The 19,065-nt window shown below is 37.6% G+C and carries 18 protein-coding genes; 5 read left to right on the forward strand and 13 right to left on the reverse strand.

All coding sequences use genetic code 11. The features are described 5' to 3' along the window. Positions 1-2: 2 nt before the first annotated feature. The 13 genes from ACQ2HF_RS01240 to alaS form a co-directional block, all read right to left on the reverse strand. A complete protein-coding gene (locus tag ACQ2HF_RS01240) occupies positions 3-365 on the reverse strand; it encodes a Na(+)-translocating NADH-quinone reductase subunit F (protein ID WP_432411694.1) in 363 nt (120 codons plus the stop codon). 308 nt (positions 366-673) lie between these two features. Next, positions 674-1,585, reverse strand: a complete 912-nt coding sequence (locus ACQ2HF_RS01245; protein WP_432411695.1) for a DUF302 domain-containing protein — start codon at positions 1,583-1,585, stop codon at positions 674-676. Positions 1,586-1,708: 123 nt separating this feature from the next. Then, positions 1,709-2,359 carry a response regulator gene (locus tag ACQ2HF_RS01250; RefSeq protein ID WP_432411696.1) on the reverse strand — a complete coding sequence of 217 codons (651 nt, stop codon included), beginning with the start codon at positions 2,357-2,359 and terminating at the stop codon, positions 1,709-1,711. Between the two features lie 97 nt (positions 2,360-2,456). Beyond that, a complete protein-coding gene (locus tag ACQ2HF_RS01255; protein ID WP_432411697.1) occupies positions 2,457-2,708 on the reverse strand; it encodes a hypothetical protein in 252 nt (83 codons plus the stop codon). Positions 2,709-2,774: 66 nt separating this feature from the next. Then, complete coding sequence (locus tag ACQ2HF_RS01260; RefSeq protein WP_432411698.1) at positions 2,775-4,751, reverse strand: tetratricopeptide repeat-containing sensor histidine kinase; 1,977 nt, start codon at positions 4,749-4,751, stop codon at positions 2,775-2,777. 91 nt (positions 4,752-4,842) lie between these two features. Next, positions 4,843-6,246, reverse strand: coding sequence for a hypothetical protein (locus ACQ2HF_RS01265; RefSeq protein WP_432411699.1), 1,404 nt, complete (start codon positions 6,244-6,246; stop codon positions 4,843-4,845). Positions 6,247-6,287: 41 nt separating this feature from the next. Then, on the reverse strand, positions 6,288-7,109 hold the full coding sequence (locus ACQ2HF_RS01270; protein ID WP_432411700.1) for a hypothetical protein: 822 nt from the start codon (positions 7,107-7,109) through the stop codon (positions 6,288-6,290). Positions 7,110-7,514: 405 nt separating this feature from the next. Further along, on the reverse strand, positions 7,515-8,243 hold the full coding sequence (locus ACQ2HF_RS01275) for a DUF6498-containing protein (RefSeq protein ID WP_432411701.1): 729 nt from the start codon (positions 8,241-8,243) through the stop codon (positions 7,515-7,517). A gap of 100 nt (positions 8,244-8,343) precedes the next feature. Then, the gene (locus ACQ2HF_RS01280) at positions 8,344-10,203 is read right to left on the reverse strand and encodes a PQQ-binding-like beta-propeller repeat protein (RefSeq protein WP_432411702.1); all 1,860 of its coding nucleotides are present in this window, start codon (positions 10,201-10,203) and stop codon (positions 8,344-8,346) included. A gap of 220 nt (positions 10,204-10,423) precedes the next feature. Further along, positions 10,424-10,945 (reverse strand): DUF6252 family protein, encoded by a 522-nt coding sequence (locus tag ACQ2HF_RS01285; RefSeq protein WP_432411703.1) that lies wholly within the window; start codon positions 10,943-10,945, stop codon positions 10,424-10,426. Positions 10,946-11,191: 246 nt separating this feature from the next. Then, positions 11,192-11,716 carry a hypothetical protein gene (locus ACQ2HF_RS01290; protein WP_432411704.1) on the reverse strand — a complete coding sequence of 175 codons (525 nt, stop codon included), beginning with the start codon at positions 11,714-11,716 and terminating at the stop codon, positions 11,192-11,194. Positions 11,717-11,722: 6 nt separating this feature from the next. Beyond that, positions 11,723-12,685 (reverse strand): GSCFA domain-containing protein, encoded by a 963-nt coding sequence (locus ACQ2HF_RS01295; RefSeq protein WP_432411705.1) that lies wholly within the window; start codon positions 12,683-12,685, stop codon positions 11,723-11,725. Between the two features lie 75 nt (positions 12,686-12,760). Then, on the reverse strand, positions 12,761-15,373 hold the full coding sequence (gene alaS, locus ACQ2HF_RS01300; RefSeq protein ID WP_432411706.1) for an alanine--tRNA ligase: 2,613 nt from the start codon (positions 15,371-15,373) through the stop codon (positions 12,761-12,763). Positions 15,374-15,493: 120 nt separating this feature from the next. Here alaS and ACQ2HF_RS01305 point away from each other — a divergent pair, with 120 nt between their 5' ends. The 5 genes from ACQ2HF_RS01305 to ACQ2HF_RS01325 all read left to right on the forward strand — a co-directional run bounded on the left by ACQ2HF_RS01305 (position 15,494) and on the right by ACQ2HF_RS01325 (position 18,947). Then, the gene (locus ACQ2HF_RS01305; RefSeq protein WP_432411707.1) at positions 15,494-16,474 is read left to right on the forward strand and encodes a M23 family metallopeptidase; all 981 of its coding nucleotides are present in this window, start codon (positions 15,494-15,496) and stop codon (positions 16,472-16,474) included. 153 nt (positions 16,475-16,627) lie between these two features. Beyond that, entirely contained in the window at positions 16,628-16,957 is a 330-nt protein-coding gene (locus ACQ2HF_RS01310; RefSeq protein ID WP_432411708.1) for a MerR family transcriptional regulator, read from the forward strand. A gap of 12 nt (positions 16,958-16,969) precedes the next feature. Then, on the forward strand, positions 16,970-17,569 hold the full coding sequence (locus tag ACQ2HF_RS01315; RefSeq protein ID WP_432411709.1) for a LemA family protein: 600 nt from the start codon (positions 16,970-16,972) through the stop codon (positions 17,567-17,569). A 117-nt stretch (positions 17,570-17,686) separates the two neighbouring features. Continuing rightward, positions 17,687-18,124, forward strand: a complete 438-nt coding sequence (locus tag ACQ2HF_RS01320) for a TPM domain-containing protein (protein ID WP_432411710.1) — start codon at positions 17,687-17,689, stop codon at positions 18,122-18,124. A 25-nt stretch (positions 18,125-18,149) separates the two neighbouring features. Beyond that, on the forward strand, positions 18,150-18,947 hold the full coding sequence (locus tag ACQ2HF_RS01325) for a TPM domain-containing protein (RefSeq protein WP_432411711.1): 798 nt from the start codon (positions 18,150-18,152) through the stop codon (positions 18,945-18,947). The last annotated feature ends 118 nt before the right edge of the window (positions 18,948-19,065 follow it).

Raw genomic sequence — 19,065 nt, forward strand, 5'->3', positions numbered from 1 at the left:
AATTATCTTATTTCTTGTAATCCATTATATACCATGGTGTAGTCTTCATCTTTCACTACTGGTTTGGCATAATCTGTTCCGTGACCTAAACCAACACCAGCGTAATAGGTTTTTGCTTCAAATTTATCTGCGTGATTCTTTATACTTTGCATAAAAACAGGATCGTACACATTGGCATCCTGTGGATAATGAACCGATCGAACAATAACAAAATGAAGTTCTTTATCTTTTAAAGCAACAAACTGCGGGTCTCTTTTTAGTTTTGAGTTTACGCCCAGAAATTCAAAGCCATTGGATTCCAATTCCTTCCCTACGATGTTCATAGCGAGGTTGTGTAATTCTTGTTCGGTAAGAGGTGCTGCCATTGGTAAAAGTGGACAAATTTGATTGTATTAAAATAATAGACAGGAATTTACAGAGAGGCCTCCCACGCTACTTTATAACAGGTAACAAGGGCCAAATCGCCTAAATTCTTGAGTATATGGATACTTTAAGTTGGTGTATTTCCTAGTGCTAAAATAAACAAAATTTCTACGGTAGCGTTGGCAACTTTAGCTACAATCCTTACGATAGGTCTAGAAAATTCAGGTGTACTGCCGTATTGACAACTTCAATATTTTCCACAGCCGCTACCTTTATAAATTTAGAGAGTATTAAATTTACTAGCAAACTCCTATAAATTTGAAGCACCTTCCGCAAGGGTTTTCAACGCGTTTGTAATTTGTAGCAATACTGAGTCTGCTCCCGTAATCGTATGTCTTAGTTTTAAAAATGCAGGATCGTTATAGGATATCATCACCTTTCCTTCGCTATTTTCCCAAACCAACATTTTTTGTGGTAAATCCAGCGCAGTGGTTTGCGAGCTTTGCATTAATGGTGTTCCTAAAGCAGGATTTCCAAAAATGATGATTCTGGTAGGAAGTAAATCCAGCCCTACCGAATTTGCATTATCTTGATGGTTTAACTGAGCTATTACAGTGAGGTTATCATTATTTGCAATACTAGATCTAAGCTTGTTATACGTAGTTTCAAAATCATTTTGGCTTTCTACGGTAATTATGCCTTCATTTAAGGCAATAGAAGTAGCAGGTCTTTGTAGTACCGTTCCATTTGTGGATAGTACAGCGAAATTGCTAAGTGCATTACTTATTTGAGCAAGACTTTCTGCATCTGCAACTCCGTGACGTGCCGCTACATATTCTGTTCCGTTATAACTCACTAAAACCGACCCTGCTTCGTCTTCATAGACCAACATTTTTTGTGGCAAATCCAATCCAGCTTGCTGGTTCAATTGCATAATAGGAGTTCCGAGGCTGGGATTACCAAAAAGCACCAAACGTGTATTTCTAAGTTCTAACCCAGCAGATTGAGCATTTGTTGTATGATCTACTTCGGCTACAATGGTAATATTCTCATTGGCCTCTAAAACACTTAGTAAGGTAGTATAGGTTTCGGTAAATGAATTGGTACTCGCTGCAAAAGACGCTCCAGGAGTAGTAGGAATTGTAGCCTGAGCATTGACTTCATCATCGTCTTTGCAAGAAAATAATACTAACAACAGGGTTATAAAAAGAATATTTTTCATGGTATTTTATTTAATTTTCAAATAAAGATACCGTTTGCTAATGGCCTGTAAAACTATATTAGCATCTCTTAACACATACTTGCTAAACCCTTGTTAAGATAGACACGCAGTTTTTAATATGCTTTAAATAATATTATGATTTTTAGCCTTTTGCACGGCCTCAATCTTACTGTGTACTTGTAGTTTTTTGTAGATATTTTCTATATGTTTACGTACGGTGCTTGGCGAAAGAAATAAATTTTCGGCAATCGCGGTATAACTTAAGCCTTTACTTAGCTGTTCCAGTACTTCAACTTCTCGCTTAGAAAGGGAAATTTCTTCATGATCTCTGGGATTTTGAATATCTATGGGATTTCTTAGAAGTTTTAAAGTTTTTAAAGCAATAGAAGGATTCATAGCGGCACCCCCGTTTAAGGTTTCGTGTATTCCAGCATGCAAATCTTTAGGGTTTATTTCTTTCAGCAAATAACCATCTGCTCCTGCTTTTATAGCATTAAAGATATTTTCATCATTATCGAACGCTGTGAGCATTATAATTTTAAGTTGTGGGTATTTCTGCTTTACGATTTGGGTAGTTTCAATTCCATTAAGAACCGGCATTTCAATATCCATTAAAATTACATCAAGATGGTGGCTTTCTTCTAATTTTAAAAGCAACTCACTTCCATTGGCAGCAGTATGTTTTATACTAATATCATCAAAAAAGGAAAGCTTTTCTTTTATAGCATGGATTAAAAAAGTATTATCGTCTACAATAGCTACACGTACATTCATAATTCTAATGGGTTGATTAGTTGCCTAAAGGTAGCCTAAATAGCTTTAGAACAGCCTAAGGCATTTGCCGTATTTGGCACTATTCGCAAATTAAAAGCTAACACCGTATATCTATTTCCTGCTGAACAAGAAGGGCATCTGTTATGTTTTGCTTTAAGAAATCGTAAGTACCCAAATGGGTTTGTCTTACTTTTATTTGGTATTTATTTTTGGCAATAGCATTGGTACTCAAAAGGATTGCTTGAAGATGTATGTGCCGCTCCTTTTTTTTCTGAAAGTAAAATACCAGGATACTTACAATAGTCATCAAAAACACAACGACTAAGATGGTTATTTGAAAAATGCTCATATTAAAATTATAGCTGTAAAGTTAGCTATTAGAATTCCCTCAAAACATACGGCAATTGCCCTACTTTTAAAATAAAATTTGGGTCCTGGTTCCTTTTCCAACCTCTGAAGTAATGGTTGCTATTCCGCCCATATCCCGTGCTCGTTTCCTAATATTTGACAGCCCATTACCCGCTTCAACATTCTTCTCATCAAACCCAACACCATCGTCTTTAATTTCAATTTTTATCTGCTGCAGACTTACAGGTGATACGTCTTTTTGTAGTATTTCTGAAGTTCTTTCTATGCGCACTGAAATGTTCTTAGCATGGGCATATTTAAGAGAATTATTGATAGATTCCTGAATGATCCGATACATGCTCATACCCTGTATAGAGGTGTATGTTTTTTCTGAAATACCTTCACCAACGCTAAAATTAAAAGAGATATCTTCTGTAGCCTTCCCTGCTTTTTCAATAAAGTTGGCAATACGCACTTGAAGATCTTCCGAAGTAATTTTTATGGTATTCATCGCCCAGATGGTATCACGCAATTCGTAAATAGTTTGAGTGGTAAACTCGCTAATAGCACCCAGCTTTTGAGTTACTTTCTCGTTACTTCCTTCCAGAGCATATTTTAAATTATCTATGGAAGAGGTTACAAAAGTGAGCTGTGAGCCAATATTGTCATGCAAATCTCTTGAAATTCGCAACCGCTGTTCTTGTAATTTATTCTGTATTTCGATCTTTGAAAGGGCTGTTTGTAGTTCTCCTTCTTTTTTGAGTTGGCGGTTCTTCAGTTTTTGTTGGTTGTAGAAAAGATACCCTAACAATCCAAGAATGAGCGCTAATCCAAAACCACCATATATAAGTGTGTTTTTTTGACGTACTTCCAAGTCTTTTTCGGCTAATTGGGCGCGCTGTTGTAAAATTTCATTTTCTTTTTTTTCGGTTTCGTATTTTGTTTCTAGTTCTTCAATTGCTTTTGCTTTGGTTTCATTTAATATAGAGTCGTTTATGGCAATATACTTCCGAAGATATTCAGCTTCTAAAAAAGGATTTTTTTCATCTTTGGCCAATGCTGCTAAAGAACTGTACGCTTCTTTACTAGAAAGCTTTAATTTGTTTTCTTCAGCATATTGTAAGCCTTCTACCAGATATTGCTTTGCCAATATATAGCGTTTTTGTAATCGTAAATTTTCTCCAAAAGACGTATACGAATGCGCTAATCCCTTTGTATCACCAATAGCCTTTCTAACGGCTATAGATTGTTGAAAAAAGTCATCTGCTTTTTTAAAGTCTGGTATTTTAGAATAGGCTAAAGCTATATTCGCAAGGTTTGAAGATTCTAAAATCCTATCTCCCAAACTCCTGCTTATATCCAATGCTTTTGTATAGATTTCAATAGCCTCCAAATATTTTCCTTGATAGTCAAAAATAGCTCCTACATTATTATAGCCTTGCTGTAAGCCGCTTATGTTACCCAACTTTTTTTGTTCTTCTAAGGCTTTGAGAAGATATTCTGTTGCTTTATCATAATCGGTTAAATAATAATGTGCTACACCAATATTGTTATAAGACTGTGCTATGCCCGTCCTGTTGTTCAATTTTTCCTCAGCTCGTAAGGCTAGAAAAAGTGCTTCTAAAGCTTTTTGATAATCCCCTTTTCTTATATCTACCATGCCAATATTGTTATACACAATGGCGCGACCTTTATCCGAATTGGTTTTATCGATAATCTTTAAGGCTTGGTGGTAGCATACCATAGCACTGTCATACTTTGTTTTGCGTTCATAGTAGTTGCCTAAGGTGCTTAAATTCATCCATTCTCCTCTTGGAAAGTTTAGTTTTCTAGCCAATTGTATACCTTCCAAGGAAAAAGCTTTCGAACTATCCAGGGCGGTTACATTGTAATGAGCCGCTGCTTTTTGGTATAAAACAACTTTAGTTGTATCTATTGAAGTTTGTTCTAATAGAGTTAAGAGACTATCTATATTCTTAACTGTTTCCTGCGCAGTTGCCACGTAAGAGAGACAAAAAAAAAGGAAAATCCTATATTTTTTCATAAACAATTGTCTATAAGCAGTATACAAATTTAAAAAAATAGACTCAAAAAAATACGGCAACTGCCGTATTTTCGTCATGCATAGCTGCATACTATTCTAAATTCTTCACTAAGGATCTATTTTTCCACATCCCAACCTGCTTTTTGTAATCTTTATCGTGGTAATATCCTTTGCCTTCGTATTTCCCGTTTAACCAATCACCCCCATAGTAACCGCCATCTTCATAAAAATATCTTCCAAAGCCATCAAACTGGTTTTCTTTATTAAATGTACCACTGTATTTATCTCCATTTGCAAATGTATACGTACCTAGATTCATACTTCCATTTTTCCAAAATCCTGTAAAACTATCGCCATTGTCCCATTGGTATCTTCCGTATTTATTAATACAATCTCCTGCAGTGCAGCCACTATCATTCCCTGTTGAAACAAATGCATAACTTGTGGTGAGGTTTCCGTTGGTATATATACCTTGTACCCAATCCTTACCTGTAACGGTATATCCTACACCATTAAGTTGTCCATTAGCATACCATCCCGCTATGTTATCTTCATTATCTGCAATGTATACACCATAGCCTTGCATTTGGTCTTTTTTCCAGCTTCCAATGTATTTACCAGTCCCATCCCATCTATATAAGCCATAGCCATCTTTTTTTCCATTTACCCAAAAACCATCGTAATGACCGCCATCATACTGGTATTTACCCCATCCATCTTTACAATTTCCAGACACGCAACGTTCTCCAGTTTTATTTGAAGTGGAAGTACTGCTGCCAGAAATAGTCTCAAGGGGTTTGTAAACAAAAGAAGCCGTAGTATAATAGCCAGGTAATCTATACGTCTTAATACCGTCAATTTTTACAATCATATCATTCCCGCTTTTTTCAGTACTATAACCAGTATAATCTGGAGATTTACCTTTTAAAATTAGGTGATACGTATCGTCATCAGAATTACGTCCCCAATATGAATTACTTGCGGAGTAGGCCAGCTTTACCGAATTTTTTGCGCCCCAGTTAGAAAAATTCCTGATCCCATCTAGATAATATGTGCTGGTATCACCACTATTGTAATACACATAACTACCATTAATATTAACAAAATCACCCCCGCTTATATACTCTTCATTTAAATAATGCGCAAAAGAGTTGGGGTTGGTAACATAAAAATTCTTATCAATATTTGTAGACAAAACTTCTGCTGTACCCGTGCTCCCAACTGTCTTTGCATCAAAATCTACAAGCAAGTATATGGTTCTGGCGTTCTTATCCAATACACTTAAGGTTTCAGTATCTAAAAATTTTAGATCCATCACATTAGATAGTATTTTACCATTTGCATCTCTAATGGTGTAATCCATGTCCCCGTCCTTTGTAAAGGTTGCTCCAGAAAGGGTATTTGTAGAAGCTACTTTTCCAGGCCTTGGTACTTGTGCAAAACTTAATATGGTGGTGACTAAAAGTAGGCTAATTGTAATTTTAAAATTTCTCATGACTGTATGGTTTTAATGTTTTTTACGTGTACGCTATAGATTTAATTAATAAAGGTGTCTTCGCTCCAGGTACCGTGTTTGGTGGTACCATTTTTATAGTAGTAAATTCCTTTTCCGTGCCGTTTACCATTACTCCATCCGCCTATATAAAAATCTCCACTAGCCCATAAATAACTGCCTTGTCCGTGACGACTCCCGTTGCTGAATTGCCCGTGATACATCCCACCATCCGGATAGGCATAGGTGCCAAAATCTACTCGTTTTCCATTTCTGAAAAATCCATTGTATTTGTCTCCATTTTCCCAGGTGTACGCTCCATACCCGTCCAGACAGTTCCCCACACAGTTAGTGGAACGAACATTATTTATATAATCTAAACCCTCATTTACGGTGATCGCAGAATTTCTATAAATTCCAGCCGATTTCAATAAATTCTCTCCATCCAATATATATCCATAGCCATCACGCTCATTTAGTTTCCACATGCCGCGGTATAAATCTTTGGTATCATTCCATCCATAATTACCAAAACCTTCACGCTTTCCATTATTGTAAAACCCAAGATAATATCCATTAGGATAGGTTTCATAGCCTGGCCCGTTAGGCATTCCGTTGGTAAAAAAGCCCTCGTAATACCCTGTGCCGTATTCTTGCTTACCAAATCCATTGTTACAATCGCCACTTACACAATCACTAGAAATACTTTTAGTACTAGTGGTCGTGGTTGTATTTGTTGTTGGTACTTTGGGTGTAGTTATAGAAGATGAATTTCCGTTAGAACTTCCGGGAGGTTTAGGCTGCGTAATCTGAGCCACCAAAGTAATTGAAATTAAAAAAAATGCAAGATGAAGAATTTTTTTCATGATGATATATTTTACGTTTAGAGGTATAAATCTCTGAAAAACAACGCAGAATGCCAATAAGGCAAATGCCCTATTTTGAAAAAACACCTAAAAATGTATGATTTCACAGAGGGTTTTTCTGGAAAACGTATCCGCGAGACAGGAAAATAAACAAGAATATGAGGCTAACTAATACCATAAGTCATAATAGAATAGTATATATTCTACTAAAATTAATTCCTCGCGTTATTTTTTGCTTTAGAAGTCACAAATAATCCTAGTAAAAAGCTGGAAACGCAATAACTAAGTTTATATAAAATACTAAAAAACATTTCGTTAAAAAACACAACATAGCGCAGAGTAATGCCAAAACATTATAAAAAAAGTGTTTTGTTTTTTTACAATTTAAAACAAATATTGAAATTTTTATTCTGAAAGCTTTTCTAATTGTTCTCTCACTTCTTGAGGATCCTGCCCGTTTTTTACCAACATAAAGGCGAGCTTATTAAGAAAATCTGAATCTTTTCTAATTGTTACCATTACTAAATCTATAAATAACCTAAGCACCAATAACAAAACCGCCGCCACAAAACCCGCCTGTAAAAACACAAAGAAAAATCCTGAAAGTATCACCACCAATTGCTGAATAACTATACGAACATAGGGACTAAAGAAAATTTCAGAAGGTGCATACTCCTTATACTTAAAGGTGATCCAAAAGTTGGAATAGAAATATCCTAAGTTTGTAAGCAGCAAAGATCCTAACATTATAAGCATCCCTTCAGAATTCAGCAACACTTTAAAATTATGAAGTAGTTCAAACCCACTCTCTATTCCTTCCATAACACCTTCAAAAAAAGAAAATGCAAAAATTAATTGTATGGCTACAAACATTCCATAATGAAATAGAAAAAACACTAGCATTCCGTAACCACTCATACTGTTTGCGTCTGGCTTGTCTGGCTTACCGTGTTTTATGACCAAAAATAATTTTATAATGTGAATGAATCCTATAATAATAGTTTCAAAAAAATACCCAAATACAACGGTTTCCGAAGTTATAAATCCAAAAGCCAAGAGTACCAATAGAAATGCTGCTTGCACCCAAAGTAGCACAGTAGCTGGCTGAAATTTAAACAGTTGTTTTAAAAGCATAGGAAACGGATTTTAAAAATACCCCATATTTCTATGGGGTATTTTCTCTATGAAAACAGAACTCCTCAACTCTATTTTCGCAACACACCTTGATTCGTTGTTATTTTTTAAGATCGTAGGCAAAAATTGAATTATTGTCTGCCTTGTAGTATAAAATCCCGCCAATATCATCTACTTGGTATTCTGGTTTTTTATCTTTTAATACAATCTCTTTTTCTTTAGCGCCTGTGTCTTTATTAATTTTTACGAGCCCTACACCGTCTTCTAATTTTGTTAGTACAAATTGTGCATTTGCTGTAGCTGCTGTGGCTTTAAAACGTTTCAACATTTCTGAAACTGATGCTCCGGTCGCCATCGCAAGTCCCCCTGCCAAATCTGCATCGCGATCTGCCTGTGAATCATATTTTGCAATTCGGTTTCTTACAGAGGAGTTTGCAGCTGCCATACTTCCTGCTGCTGAAGCTACTGCTGTAACGCCAGCTAAGATAGCTCCAAAGGCACTTTTACCAGGAGCTCTGTAGTATTCCTGCCACGTTGGTTTTCCGTCCCAGTCTAGCATAGCAAGGTTTTGGTCGCTGGTTAATAAAATTCCGCCAGTACGCACATCCACACGTGTGGGAGCTTCTTTACCATCAAATTTTGTTTTTGCGAAATCGCTCACAGTTCCGGAAGATGCATCGACAGCATATAATTGCTCGTCTGCGCTTATTAAATAGCGATTGTTCTTACGATCAAAGGTTGATGATATCGCATCGGCTCTTTTGTATTTTAGTGGCTTCTTCCAAATTTCTTCTCCCGTGGTCATATTCACAATATTGGCATCTTCGGAAGTAATATAAATTAGGCCTTGATCTGTTTCGGCCATTGTTAGAATATTTTCACCTGTTTTTAAGGGTTTTTTGAATAGTGTATTTCCATCGTACGACACCTTATTAATTCCTCCTTCATAAATTCCGAAGAGAATCCCATCATCCATAATATAAAAATGCTGTACATATCCTTTGGTTTTAGGAGCTTTGTCCCACATATCTTCCCCATTCGAAGCGCTTAACATGGCAATCTTAGACTCCGAAGCTCCCGCGAAAACACTTTTCCCTTCATTATACGTATTGCTTACAACGGCTAAGCCTTGTGGTAAAATTTCAAAATTAGTTACGATACCTTTTACCTTTGCTTCATCTTTCCATAGTTCTGCACCATTAGCCCCTACTTTATAGATTTTTGTATTGGTATTGTTATCGTTGCTATCAAAAGCGTAGATATCTTTTTCATCTGCACTGGCGGTTAACCAATTCACATCTTTAATTTTACATTCCCAAAGTGTTTCTCCTGTCTGCGCTTTTTTGGCATATAGTCCTTTTGTAGTAGGAAGTATAAGGCTGTTTTTTAATAATAATGGTCTCCCTGTCATTACCGCTGTAGGGTCAAAAGTGCCTCCTTTTCCTGCCATATCAAACTTATAGTCCTCTTTTCCTGTGTTGAGATCGTAGACAGCAACCTGCGCGGCATATTCTTCTTTTGAAGTACGTTGCCCCGTTACTACCAACTTATTTTGAGGCATCATTACATCACAGGAATACACAGCTTTCCATCCGTTTCCTTCGGTAGAAAACAAGGTTTTACCCGAGATATAATCGATCACCGATTTCTTTGAGGTAATGCCCGCAAATCCTCCCTGGGAAACAATTACATAGGGTGCGTTGGGTACATAGATAAGTTCCTCTGGTTTTACCCTTCCATATTCGGTAAAATTGAATAGAAGGTCGTTGCTACCTGGTTTAATCCCCACTAAACCATCGTTGGTAGCAACTACCATAGTTCCGCCTTGCGTTAAGGTCATTTCATTAATTTTTGCACCAGTATCGTATCTGTAATCTGGTGTTTCGGCTTTTTGCGCCATGGCTATGCTTCCTGTAAAAAGAACACATAGCAGTGTATTGATTGTTGTTGAAAGTTTCATATTGATAGGTTTTTACATATTTATAGTGTAAAGATGCAATTTGGATTAGGGCAATTCAATAGGGCAATTGACGTATTATTGAGGTACGAATGAGTAGTGGGTAATTGAAAAAAAACACATCTCACCACCGCAGCTCAAAAAAAAACCGGCAGCAAAACAAATTGTTTTACTACCGGCTCCACGTAAAAACCTCAACATGTGAGATTTTCTTTAATAGGGTTTAGTTCTGCTTTAAATCCATAGTAAACGAACCTTCTGTAATATTTTTAATCGACTGGTCTCCATTCACATTTTTGGCGTTGAAGTTAAAAGTGCCTTTAATAGTAGTGTCGGTTGTTTCAGAAATTTTTATTTCGCCCACAACTCCGCTATCAGTATAGGGCGCATTCCAAGTTTGTGAATTGGCTGGATTACTAACATTAGCTTCTATATAATTTGCTGTTATAAACACATTCTCATCTGTTATCTCATAGGTTCCCACGCCATCAAAAGCATTTATGATTAGAAAAATACCTTTCCCGTCTGCATCAGAACCTTGAATGGTTACAGTTACATTTGTTCCTCCACCAGATTGATTTGCTGTTGTAGCTATCTCAAGTGAAGAAAAGTTTGAACCATTTACCTTGGCGGTTAATGTTCCTTCTCCACCTTGAGGATCATCCCCGCCATCATCGTCTTTTTTACAAGACATAATAGCTAAGCTCATTAGAAATACGAGCAGTACATTTTTTAAAATTTTCATAATTAAAGGTTTTTAAGTTTATGGGACAAAGATGGGGGGATGGCGCTAAGGCAATCAATAGGGCAATTGACGTATACTCTAGAAACGAGTTACGAGTTACGAAGGTAGCATGCCAACATGCAGGAAAAGTAATTTACTAAATTGAAAAAAACACATTTGTATTAGACACACTAGCTAGTGTTACAGCTAAGTAACTACCTGAATACCGCTTTAGATATCAGTAGGTCATTGGGAAATAAATTGAAATCAAGGGTAATTTCCAAAACCCATTTTAAATTTTCCCTCGGTTACATCTACAGAAGTTGTTGAGTTATAAAAGCCTATAAAACTAAAAGTACCTTCAATTAGTACTCCATCATCTTTAGTAATAGTGAATACCCCAGGTCTAAAACCTTCGAAATCCGCCTTACTGTAATCAGAATAATAACTAATGCCGGCCTCACCACCAAAACCTATAGAAACATTATACAGATCATCTTCATCAATTCCAGAGTAATAGGTTCCAGGTCCAGCATACTCTTCAAGTAATATCCTTATGGTAATAAACCTATTATTTGGCATATCTTGACGGGCCATTATTTCTAAGTCATTCCCATGTAAAGTCGCCCTCAAAAAAGTAAATTCACTGTTATCCTTCGATGCAACGAATGAATCTGTACCTTTTAATAAGGCCGTTGCAAACTCAGAATTGTTTTCAACAGTTTCGTCATCTTTCTGACAAGAAATGAACAAAAAAAGAGATGTAAATAAAATAATAGAATAAAATTTCATAAAAATTTAAAATATAATGGTGGGCAATTTTTTTTCCAAACTACGAATTTTATTATCTAAATCCGTGCGAAATTTTTTGTATGATGCGCTCTTAGGATCAAAAGCCCTATGCTGCAACCCTCTTTGAATGGTATCAATTTCCTTTTGAAGCGGTTCTGTTTCCGAAGCGATCCAAACCAACTTAAATTTCTCCCAGATATACTGAATCGCCGTAGCATTTGGGTGTAACATATCTTCCGCATAAAAACGATAATCCCGTAATTCATCCATCATAAGTTCATAGGAGGGGAAATAATATGATTTTTGATGGTGGATTTTTGATTGCGGATGAATAAACTGATGAATCCCTGCTATGAGATGTGCTTTACTCCTTCCGTTTTCTATAAAACCGTCTTTAATATGCCTCACTGGAGAAACGGTGATTAAACTAATTGCTGAAGGGTTTATTTCTGAAATAAGTAAAACAGTTTTTTCTATACTTGCTGAAATTTTGGCGACTGAAAGTAATTCCTTCTCAAAATTCTGCTGCGGTACTTTATGACAATTCGCCACCACTGCGTCTGAAGCTATATGCCGATATACCCATGCCGTTCCAAAAGTAAAAATAATATGGGACGCCTCGGAAAGGTAGGCTGAAAATTCCTTCAGTTTGGCATTCAACACTACAACCAAGTCTTTTTTTGAAGTTGCCGTAACCGAAGAATGGGTCTCAAAACTGAACCATTGTCCGTCTCTTTCAAATACATCGGCTTCAGTAAACTTTTCATTTGTAACAGCACGTTGCACCAAATTCTGTATCGCCAAGGGATGAAACACAATCCCAAACGGGTTCTGCAAATTCTGAAATTTGAAATAGTCCAATTTCCCACCAATATTCTCCGTAAAACATGATCCCAGGAGTAAGACTTTAGACGTGTAGTCTATCTGATTTTTCTCGGGTGAGAGTGGTATGATGGTTTGTAGTTTCATCTTTTAGTATTCAGTGGCAGTGGCAGTAATTTTTAAAAACTGAATACAGCCACTGCTACTGCATACGTATTTCCCTTACTGTATAAAATCTCTAGCAGCTTCCAACGCTTTTTCAATCCCGTCAGGGTTTTTACCCCCTGCAGTTGCGAAAAAGGGTTGTCCGCCGCCGCCGCCCTGGATGTGCTTTCCTAGTTCTCTAACAATTTGACCGGCATTTAATTTCTTCTCGGTAGCTAATTCTTTTGAAATATAACACGTTAACAATGCCTTCCCATCTATTTTGGAACCAAATAGTATAAACAGATTGTCTATTTCGCCACCCAATTCAAAGGCTAAGTCTTTCAATCCACCAGCGTCAAGATCTACTTCTTTTGCTAAGAAATTGACGTTGTTTATCACTTCAATTTCATTTTTAAGATCGCCTTTTATGTTTTTTGCCTTGTCCTTCAGCAATTCTTCTAGTTGCTTCTGGAGGCCGCTGTTTTCTTCCTGTAATTTCTCAATAGAAGAAACCGGGTCTTTGGTATTATTCAACAATTTCTGAACCTCCTTAAACGCTTTGCTCCTATCTTCAAAATAACTTTTAGCAGCGTCGCCAGTAATGGCTTCAATACGGCGAATTCCACTTGCTACAGCACCTTCAGAGGTAATAATAAAATGCCATATCTCATTCGTGTTGGCAACATGCGTTCCCCCACACAATTCCATCGATTTTCCAAACTTTATCGCGCGTACCGCATCTCCATATTTCTCACCAAACAATGCAATAGCACCTTCGTCAATCGCTTGCTGATACGGGATTCCTCTTCGTTCTGTCAAAGCAATGCCTTCTCTAATTCTGGCATTTACAAAATCTTCTACTTCACGTAACTGCTCCTCTGTTACCTTACTAAAATGTGAAAAATCGAAACGCAAATTCCCGCTATGCACCATACTTCCTTTTTGCTCTACGTGCTCTCCCAAAATATTTCGGAGCGCTTGATGCAACAAGTGTGTTGCGGTGTGGTTGGAAGCTGTTCTGCTACGTTGTTTGCCATCTACCACAGCTTTAAAAGTTCCGTCTGTGCTACGTGGTAAATTTTTCGCAAAGTGAACTATTAAATTATTTTCTTTTTTGGTATCTACAATATACACCACTTCGCCATTAGGCGCTTCCAAATAGCCTTTGTCGCCTACTTGCCCACCCCCTTCAGGATAAAAAGGCGTTAAGTTGAATACTAACTGGTACAGTTCTCCTTCTTTTTTACTTTCGGTTTTACGGTAGCGGGTAATCCGTACATCGGTTTCTAATGTATCGTAGCCTACAAATTCTTGTTCCGGATCATCTTCCAGCGTTACCCAATCGCCTGTGGCTACTTTGGTAGCTGCTCTGGCTTTTTCCTGTTGCTTTTTAAGCTTATTTTCAAATTCAACATGATTATAGGTATACCCTCGTTCTCTCAAAATAAGTTCTGTGAGATCCTCTGGAAAACCATAGGTGTCTTTCAATTCAAACACCTTAGCACCAGAAATTTCTTTGGCACTAGAGGTATTGATAATGTTCTCGAGCAACACCATTCCATCCGAAAGCGTTCGCAAGAAAGATTTTTCTTCTTCTTTAATTACATTGGTAATCAAATTTTTCTCTTTCTTCAATTCTGGGAAGGCTTCGCCCATTTGCTGAGTAAGCGTTTCAATTAACTTGAAAATAAACGGCTCCTTGGTATCCAAAAATGTAAATCCATACCGAATGGCACGTCTTAAAATTCGTCTAATTACATAGCCAGCCCCCGTATTGCTAGGCAACTGCCCATCTGCAATACTAAAGGAAACGGCACGTATATGATCTGAAATCACTCTAATAGCAATATCTACTTTTTCATCGTTTCCGTATTTGCTATTGGTTACAGCTTCTACTTCACGAATAAGCGGTGTAAACACATCGGTATCGTAATTACTTTGTTTGCCTTGTAAGACCATTGCCAAACGCTCAAAGCCCATCCCGGTATCTACGTGTTGTGCCGGAAGCTTTTCAAGACTGCCGTTAGCTTTTCGGTTAAATTGCATAAACACCAGGTTCCAAATCTCCACAACTTGTGGATGGTCCTGGTTTACCAAACTTGCGCCTGAAACTTTTGCTTTTTCTTCAGCAGAACGAATGTCTACGTGAATTTCGGAACACGGGCCACAGGGTCCCTGTTCTCCCATTTCCCAAAAATTATCTTTTTTGTTTCCGTTAAGGATTCGGTCTTCGGCTACATACTGTTTCCAAAGATGGTACGCTTCAGTATCTCGGTCTAAGTTATCCTCGGCATCGCCTTCAAAAATGGTTACATATAATATGTCTTTATCTATTGCGTAGACTTCGGTTAATAATTCCCACGCCCACGTAATGGCTTCTTTTTTGAAATAATCACCAAAGCTCCAGTTCCCCAGCATTTCAAACATAGTATGGTGATAGGTATCCATCCCTACTTCTTCCAGATCGTTATGTTTTCCGCTTACACGCAGGCACTTTTGAGTATCGGTAATTCTGGAATTTTTCACCTCTTTATTCCCCAGAAAATATTCTTTAAACGGCACCATTCCAGCGTTCGTAAACATTAAGGTTGGATCGTTTTTAATCACCATGGGTGACGAGGGAACAATTTTATGTTCTTTCGATTTAAAGTATTGTAAGAATTTTGAGCGTATTTCGCTGGAGTTCATCTGTATCGGGTTATAGTAAAACGCGCACATTTGGGCACGTGAAAACAATTTATATCTTTGTAGGACGTTACCTAAAAAGTTAACGCACCCATCACCGCAAAAATAGGATTTTTTTAGCGTATGTCTAAGGTTAAATATTACTACGATAGCGAGACTCTCTCGTACCGAAAAATTGAGAAGAAAAAAGGCCGAAAACTCAGCATTTTTCTACTTAGTTTATTGGGTATGTTATTAAGTGGATTCTTATTGCTTCTGGTGTATTTAAACCTACCCTATGTAGAAACTCCCAAAGAAAAAACCTTAAAGCGTGAATTGTCCAATATGCAGTTGCAGTACGATTTACTGAACCGTAAAATGGACGTAGCCGAAAACGTCCTAAGCGACTTAGCAGACCGGGACAACAATCTTTACCGGGTTTATTTTGAAGCAAATCCAATTTCAGAAGAGCAGCGAAAAGCAGGTTTTGGAGGTGTGAACCGTTACAAGGACTTAGAAGGTTTTGATAATTCAAAATTAATTGCCACAGCGAACAGACGCTTAGATATCTTAACGAAGCAAATTGTAGTGCAGTCACGTTCCCTGGACGAAATTGCATCGCTCGCCGAAGAAAAAGAAAAATTACTCGCCGCAATCCCAGCCATCCAACCCGTAAACAATGAAGATCTCACCCGCATGGCCTCTGGGTACGGATACAGGACAGATCCTTTTACAAAAGCGAGAAAAATGCACTTTGGAATGGACTTTACAGCGCCAAGAGGAACGCCAGTATATGCTAGCGGAGATGGTGTCGTGACCCGTGCAGACAATAGTGCTTCTGGTTACGGAAACCATATAAGGATAGATCACGGATATGGCTATGAGAGTTTGTACGCGCACTTGTACAAATACAACAACATACGTATCGGTCAAAAAATTAAGCGCGGCGATTTAATTGGCTTTGTAGGAAGCACAGGGCGAAGTGAAGCGCCTCACCTGCATTATGAAGTTTTTAAAGACAATGAGCGCATTAATCCTATTAATTTTTACTACGGAAACTTGAGCCCTGAAGAATTTGCAGATCTGTTGAAAAAGTCACAACAAGAGAATCAGTCATTAGATTAATTAACGATATACGATTGACGATTTAAGAGGGTTGCTTCTTAGATTTCAAAACTTTTTGGATTTGGAATTTGTTCTTTGCAATTTTAACTCATATCAAAATATCGCTACTTCCCTTTCCATATTTTCATTAACTTCGTATAGCAATAAAATTGTATGCACGTAGACCTTCCAGAAAAATTATATTACAGTATTGGTGAAGTAGCCAAGGCTTTTGATGTAAACACATCCCTCATCCGTTTTTGGGAGAAAGAGTTTGACGCACTAAAACCCAAGAAAAACGCTAAGGGCAACCGAAAATTTACTCCCACCGATATAAAAAATCTGGAACTTATCTTTCATTTGGTAAAGGAACGCGGGTTTACTCTGGAAGGTGCCAAAATTCATCTCAAGGAGAACAAACAAGAGACTTTAAACAATTTTGAAATCATTCGGAAACTGGAAACGGTGAAATCTGAATTACTGAAAATAAAAGACCAACTATAAAAATACATTATTATGAAAAAATGGCTACCCATTCTTATTATCCTTGGTATCATTTTACTGGCTGGAGCCTATCTAGCTAACCTCAATAACCGCCTTGTACCTTTAGATGAAGGTGTTTCGGCCCAATGGGGAAATGTGGAAAGTGCCTACCAACGTCGTGCCGATCTTATTCCAAACATCGTAAATACCGCAAAGGGGTACGCAGAGTTTGAACAAAGCACGCTTGTAAAAGTTACGGAAGCGAGAAGCAAAGCCACATCTATACAGATAGATCCTAGCAATATTACGCCTGCACAATTAGAACAGTTTCAACAAGCACAGGCGGGACTTACTTCTGCCCTGTCACGATTGTTAGCTGTTTTTGAACGGTATCCAGATTTAAAAGCGAACGAAAATTTTAAAGAACTCATTAACGAACTGGAACGCACTGAAAACAGAATAAATGTTGAACGCAATCGATTTAATGAAGCTGCCAAAGGATTAAATGTAGAAGTAAAAAAGTTTCCAGCAAAATTATTCGCCGGCATGCTTGGTTTTGAAGAAAGAGCGTACTTTAAAGCCGATGAAGGAGCTGAAGATGCGCCAGAAGTTGAGTTTAATTTTGGGAAGTAATAATGTTATAGGTTAAAAGTTAACAGTAGCTTTCAACTATTTATAAAACAAACCGATACATTTTTAAACACTTACCAGAACAACGATTAACAATTAACTGTTAACTAGTAACCACCCATGTCCAAAGTAGAAGATTTCCTTACCCGCGAAGAAGAAATGGCTGTTGTAGAAGCCATACGAATAGCCGAAAAAAATACTTCGGGTGAAATACGAGTGCATTTAGAACCGCACACCGAAGAAGATGCGTTTGACCGTGCCGCCGAAGTTTTTGACTTTCTGCATATGGACAACACCAAATTAAGCAACGGCGTCCTCATCTACGTTGCCGTGGAAGATCGCACCATCGTTATTATGGGCGATAAAGGCATTAACGATAAAGTACCGCCGCATTTCTGGGAAAGTACTAATGAGGCTATTATCAAGCAGTTTAAAAAGGGAGATATGAAACAGGGACTCATTGATGGCATCCTTAACGCAGGTGAGCAACTTAAAAAACATTTCCCATATAAAAAGAAAGACGTGAACGAATTGCCTGATGATATTTCGATTGGGTAAATTAGTAGTCTGTAGCAAAATTAATTTGAAGATACTCTTTCAAAAATATATACTTTTTCTTTTCACGATTACGGCGTTTCTGTTTTCGAATGCTGTCACGGCACAATATGATGTCCCTCCAAAACCAGATTGGCGAAAAGAACAAACTTCAGTTTTCGATTATAGTAAGCTACTAACGGCAACTCAAAAAAATGCGCTAGAAACAAAACTTATTGGCTACGCAGATTCTACCTCCACCCAAATAGTTATTGTGATTATAAACACTTCCAACGGGGAAGACTTAAGTCTTCTAGGTGCTAAATGGGGACAACAATGGGGAATTGGACAAGCTAAAGAAGACAACGGGATCCTAATTATCTTAGCCAAAGAAGACCGCAACATAGATATTAATACAGGCTATGGTATTGAATACCGAATGACAGACCGGATGACCGAGCGCATCATTAATCAAGTAATCATTCCACAATTTAAACAAAACAACTATTACGCAGGCCTGGACCAGGGAACCGATGCCATTTTTCAAGCTTTGAATGGCGAGTTTAAGGAAACTAGAAATTTAGATGACGGATTTGATTTCAGTGCGTCACTCATTCTTTTTTTCATATTTATAATCATTATGCTCATACTAAGACGCCGAAACAAAGGCGGCGGAAAAAATAATGGAGGTCGAAGTGGCAGCAGCTTATTAGATGTGATTATTTTAAGCAATATGGGCCGGACTGGCGGTTTTGGTGGTGGTGGAAGTTTTGGAGGTGGAGGCGGTTTTGGAGGCGGCTTCGGTGGCGGCGGTTTTGGAGGCGGAGGTGCTTCTGGGAGCTGGTAATTTGAAGTACGAGGTACGAACGACGACATACGAATTTTTTAAAACCCTGTATTAAGCCGATATTGGCGGTGGTTGTTTTATAAAATTTGTAACTTTTTCTACAAATTTTATAAAACTT

This window comes from Rasiella sp. SM2506 (genome assembly GCF_050859505.1).
Taxonomy (GTDB): Bacteria; Bacteroidota; Bacteroidia; order Flavobacteriales; family Flavobacteriaceae; genus Marinirhabdus.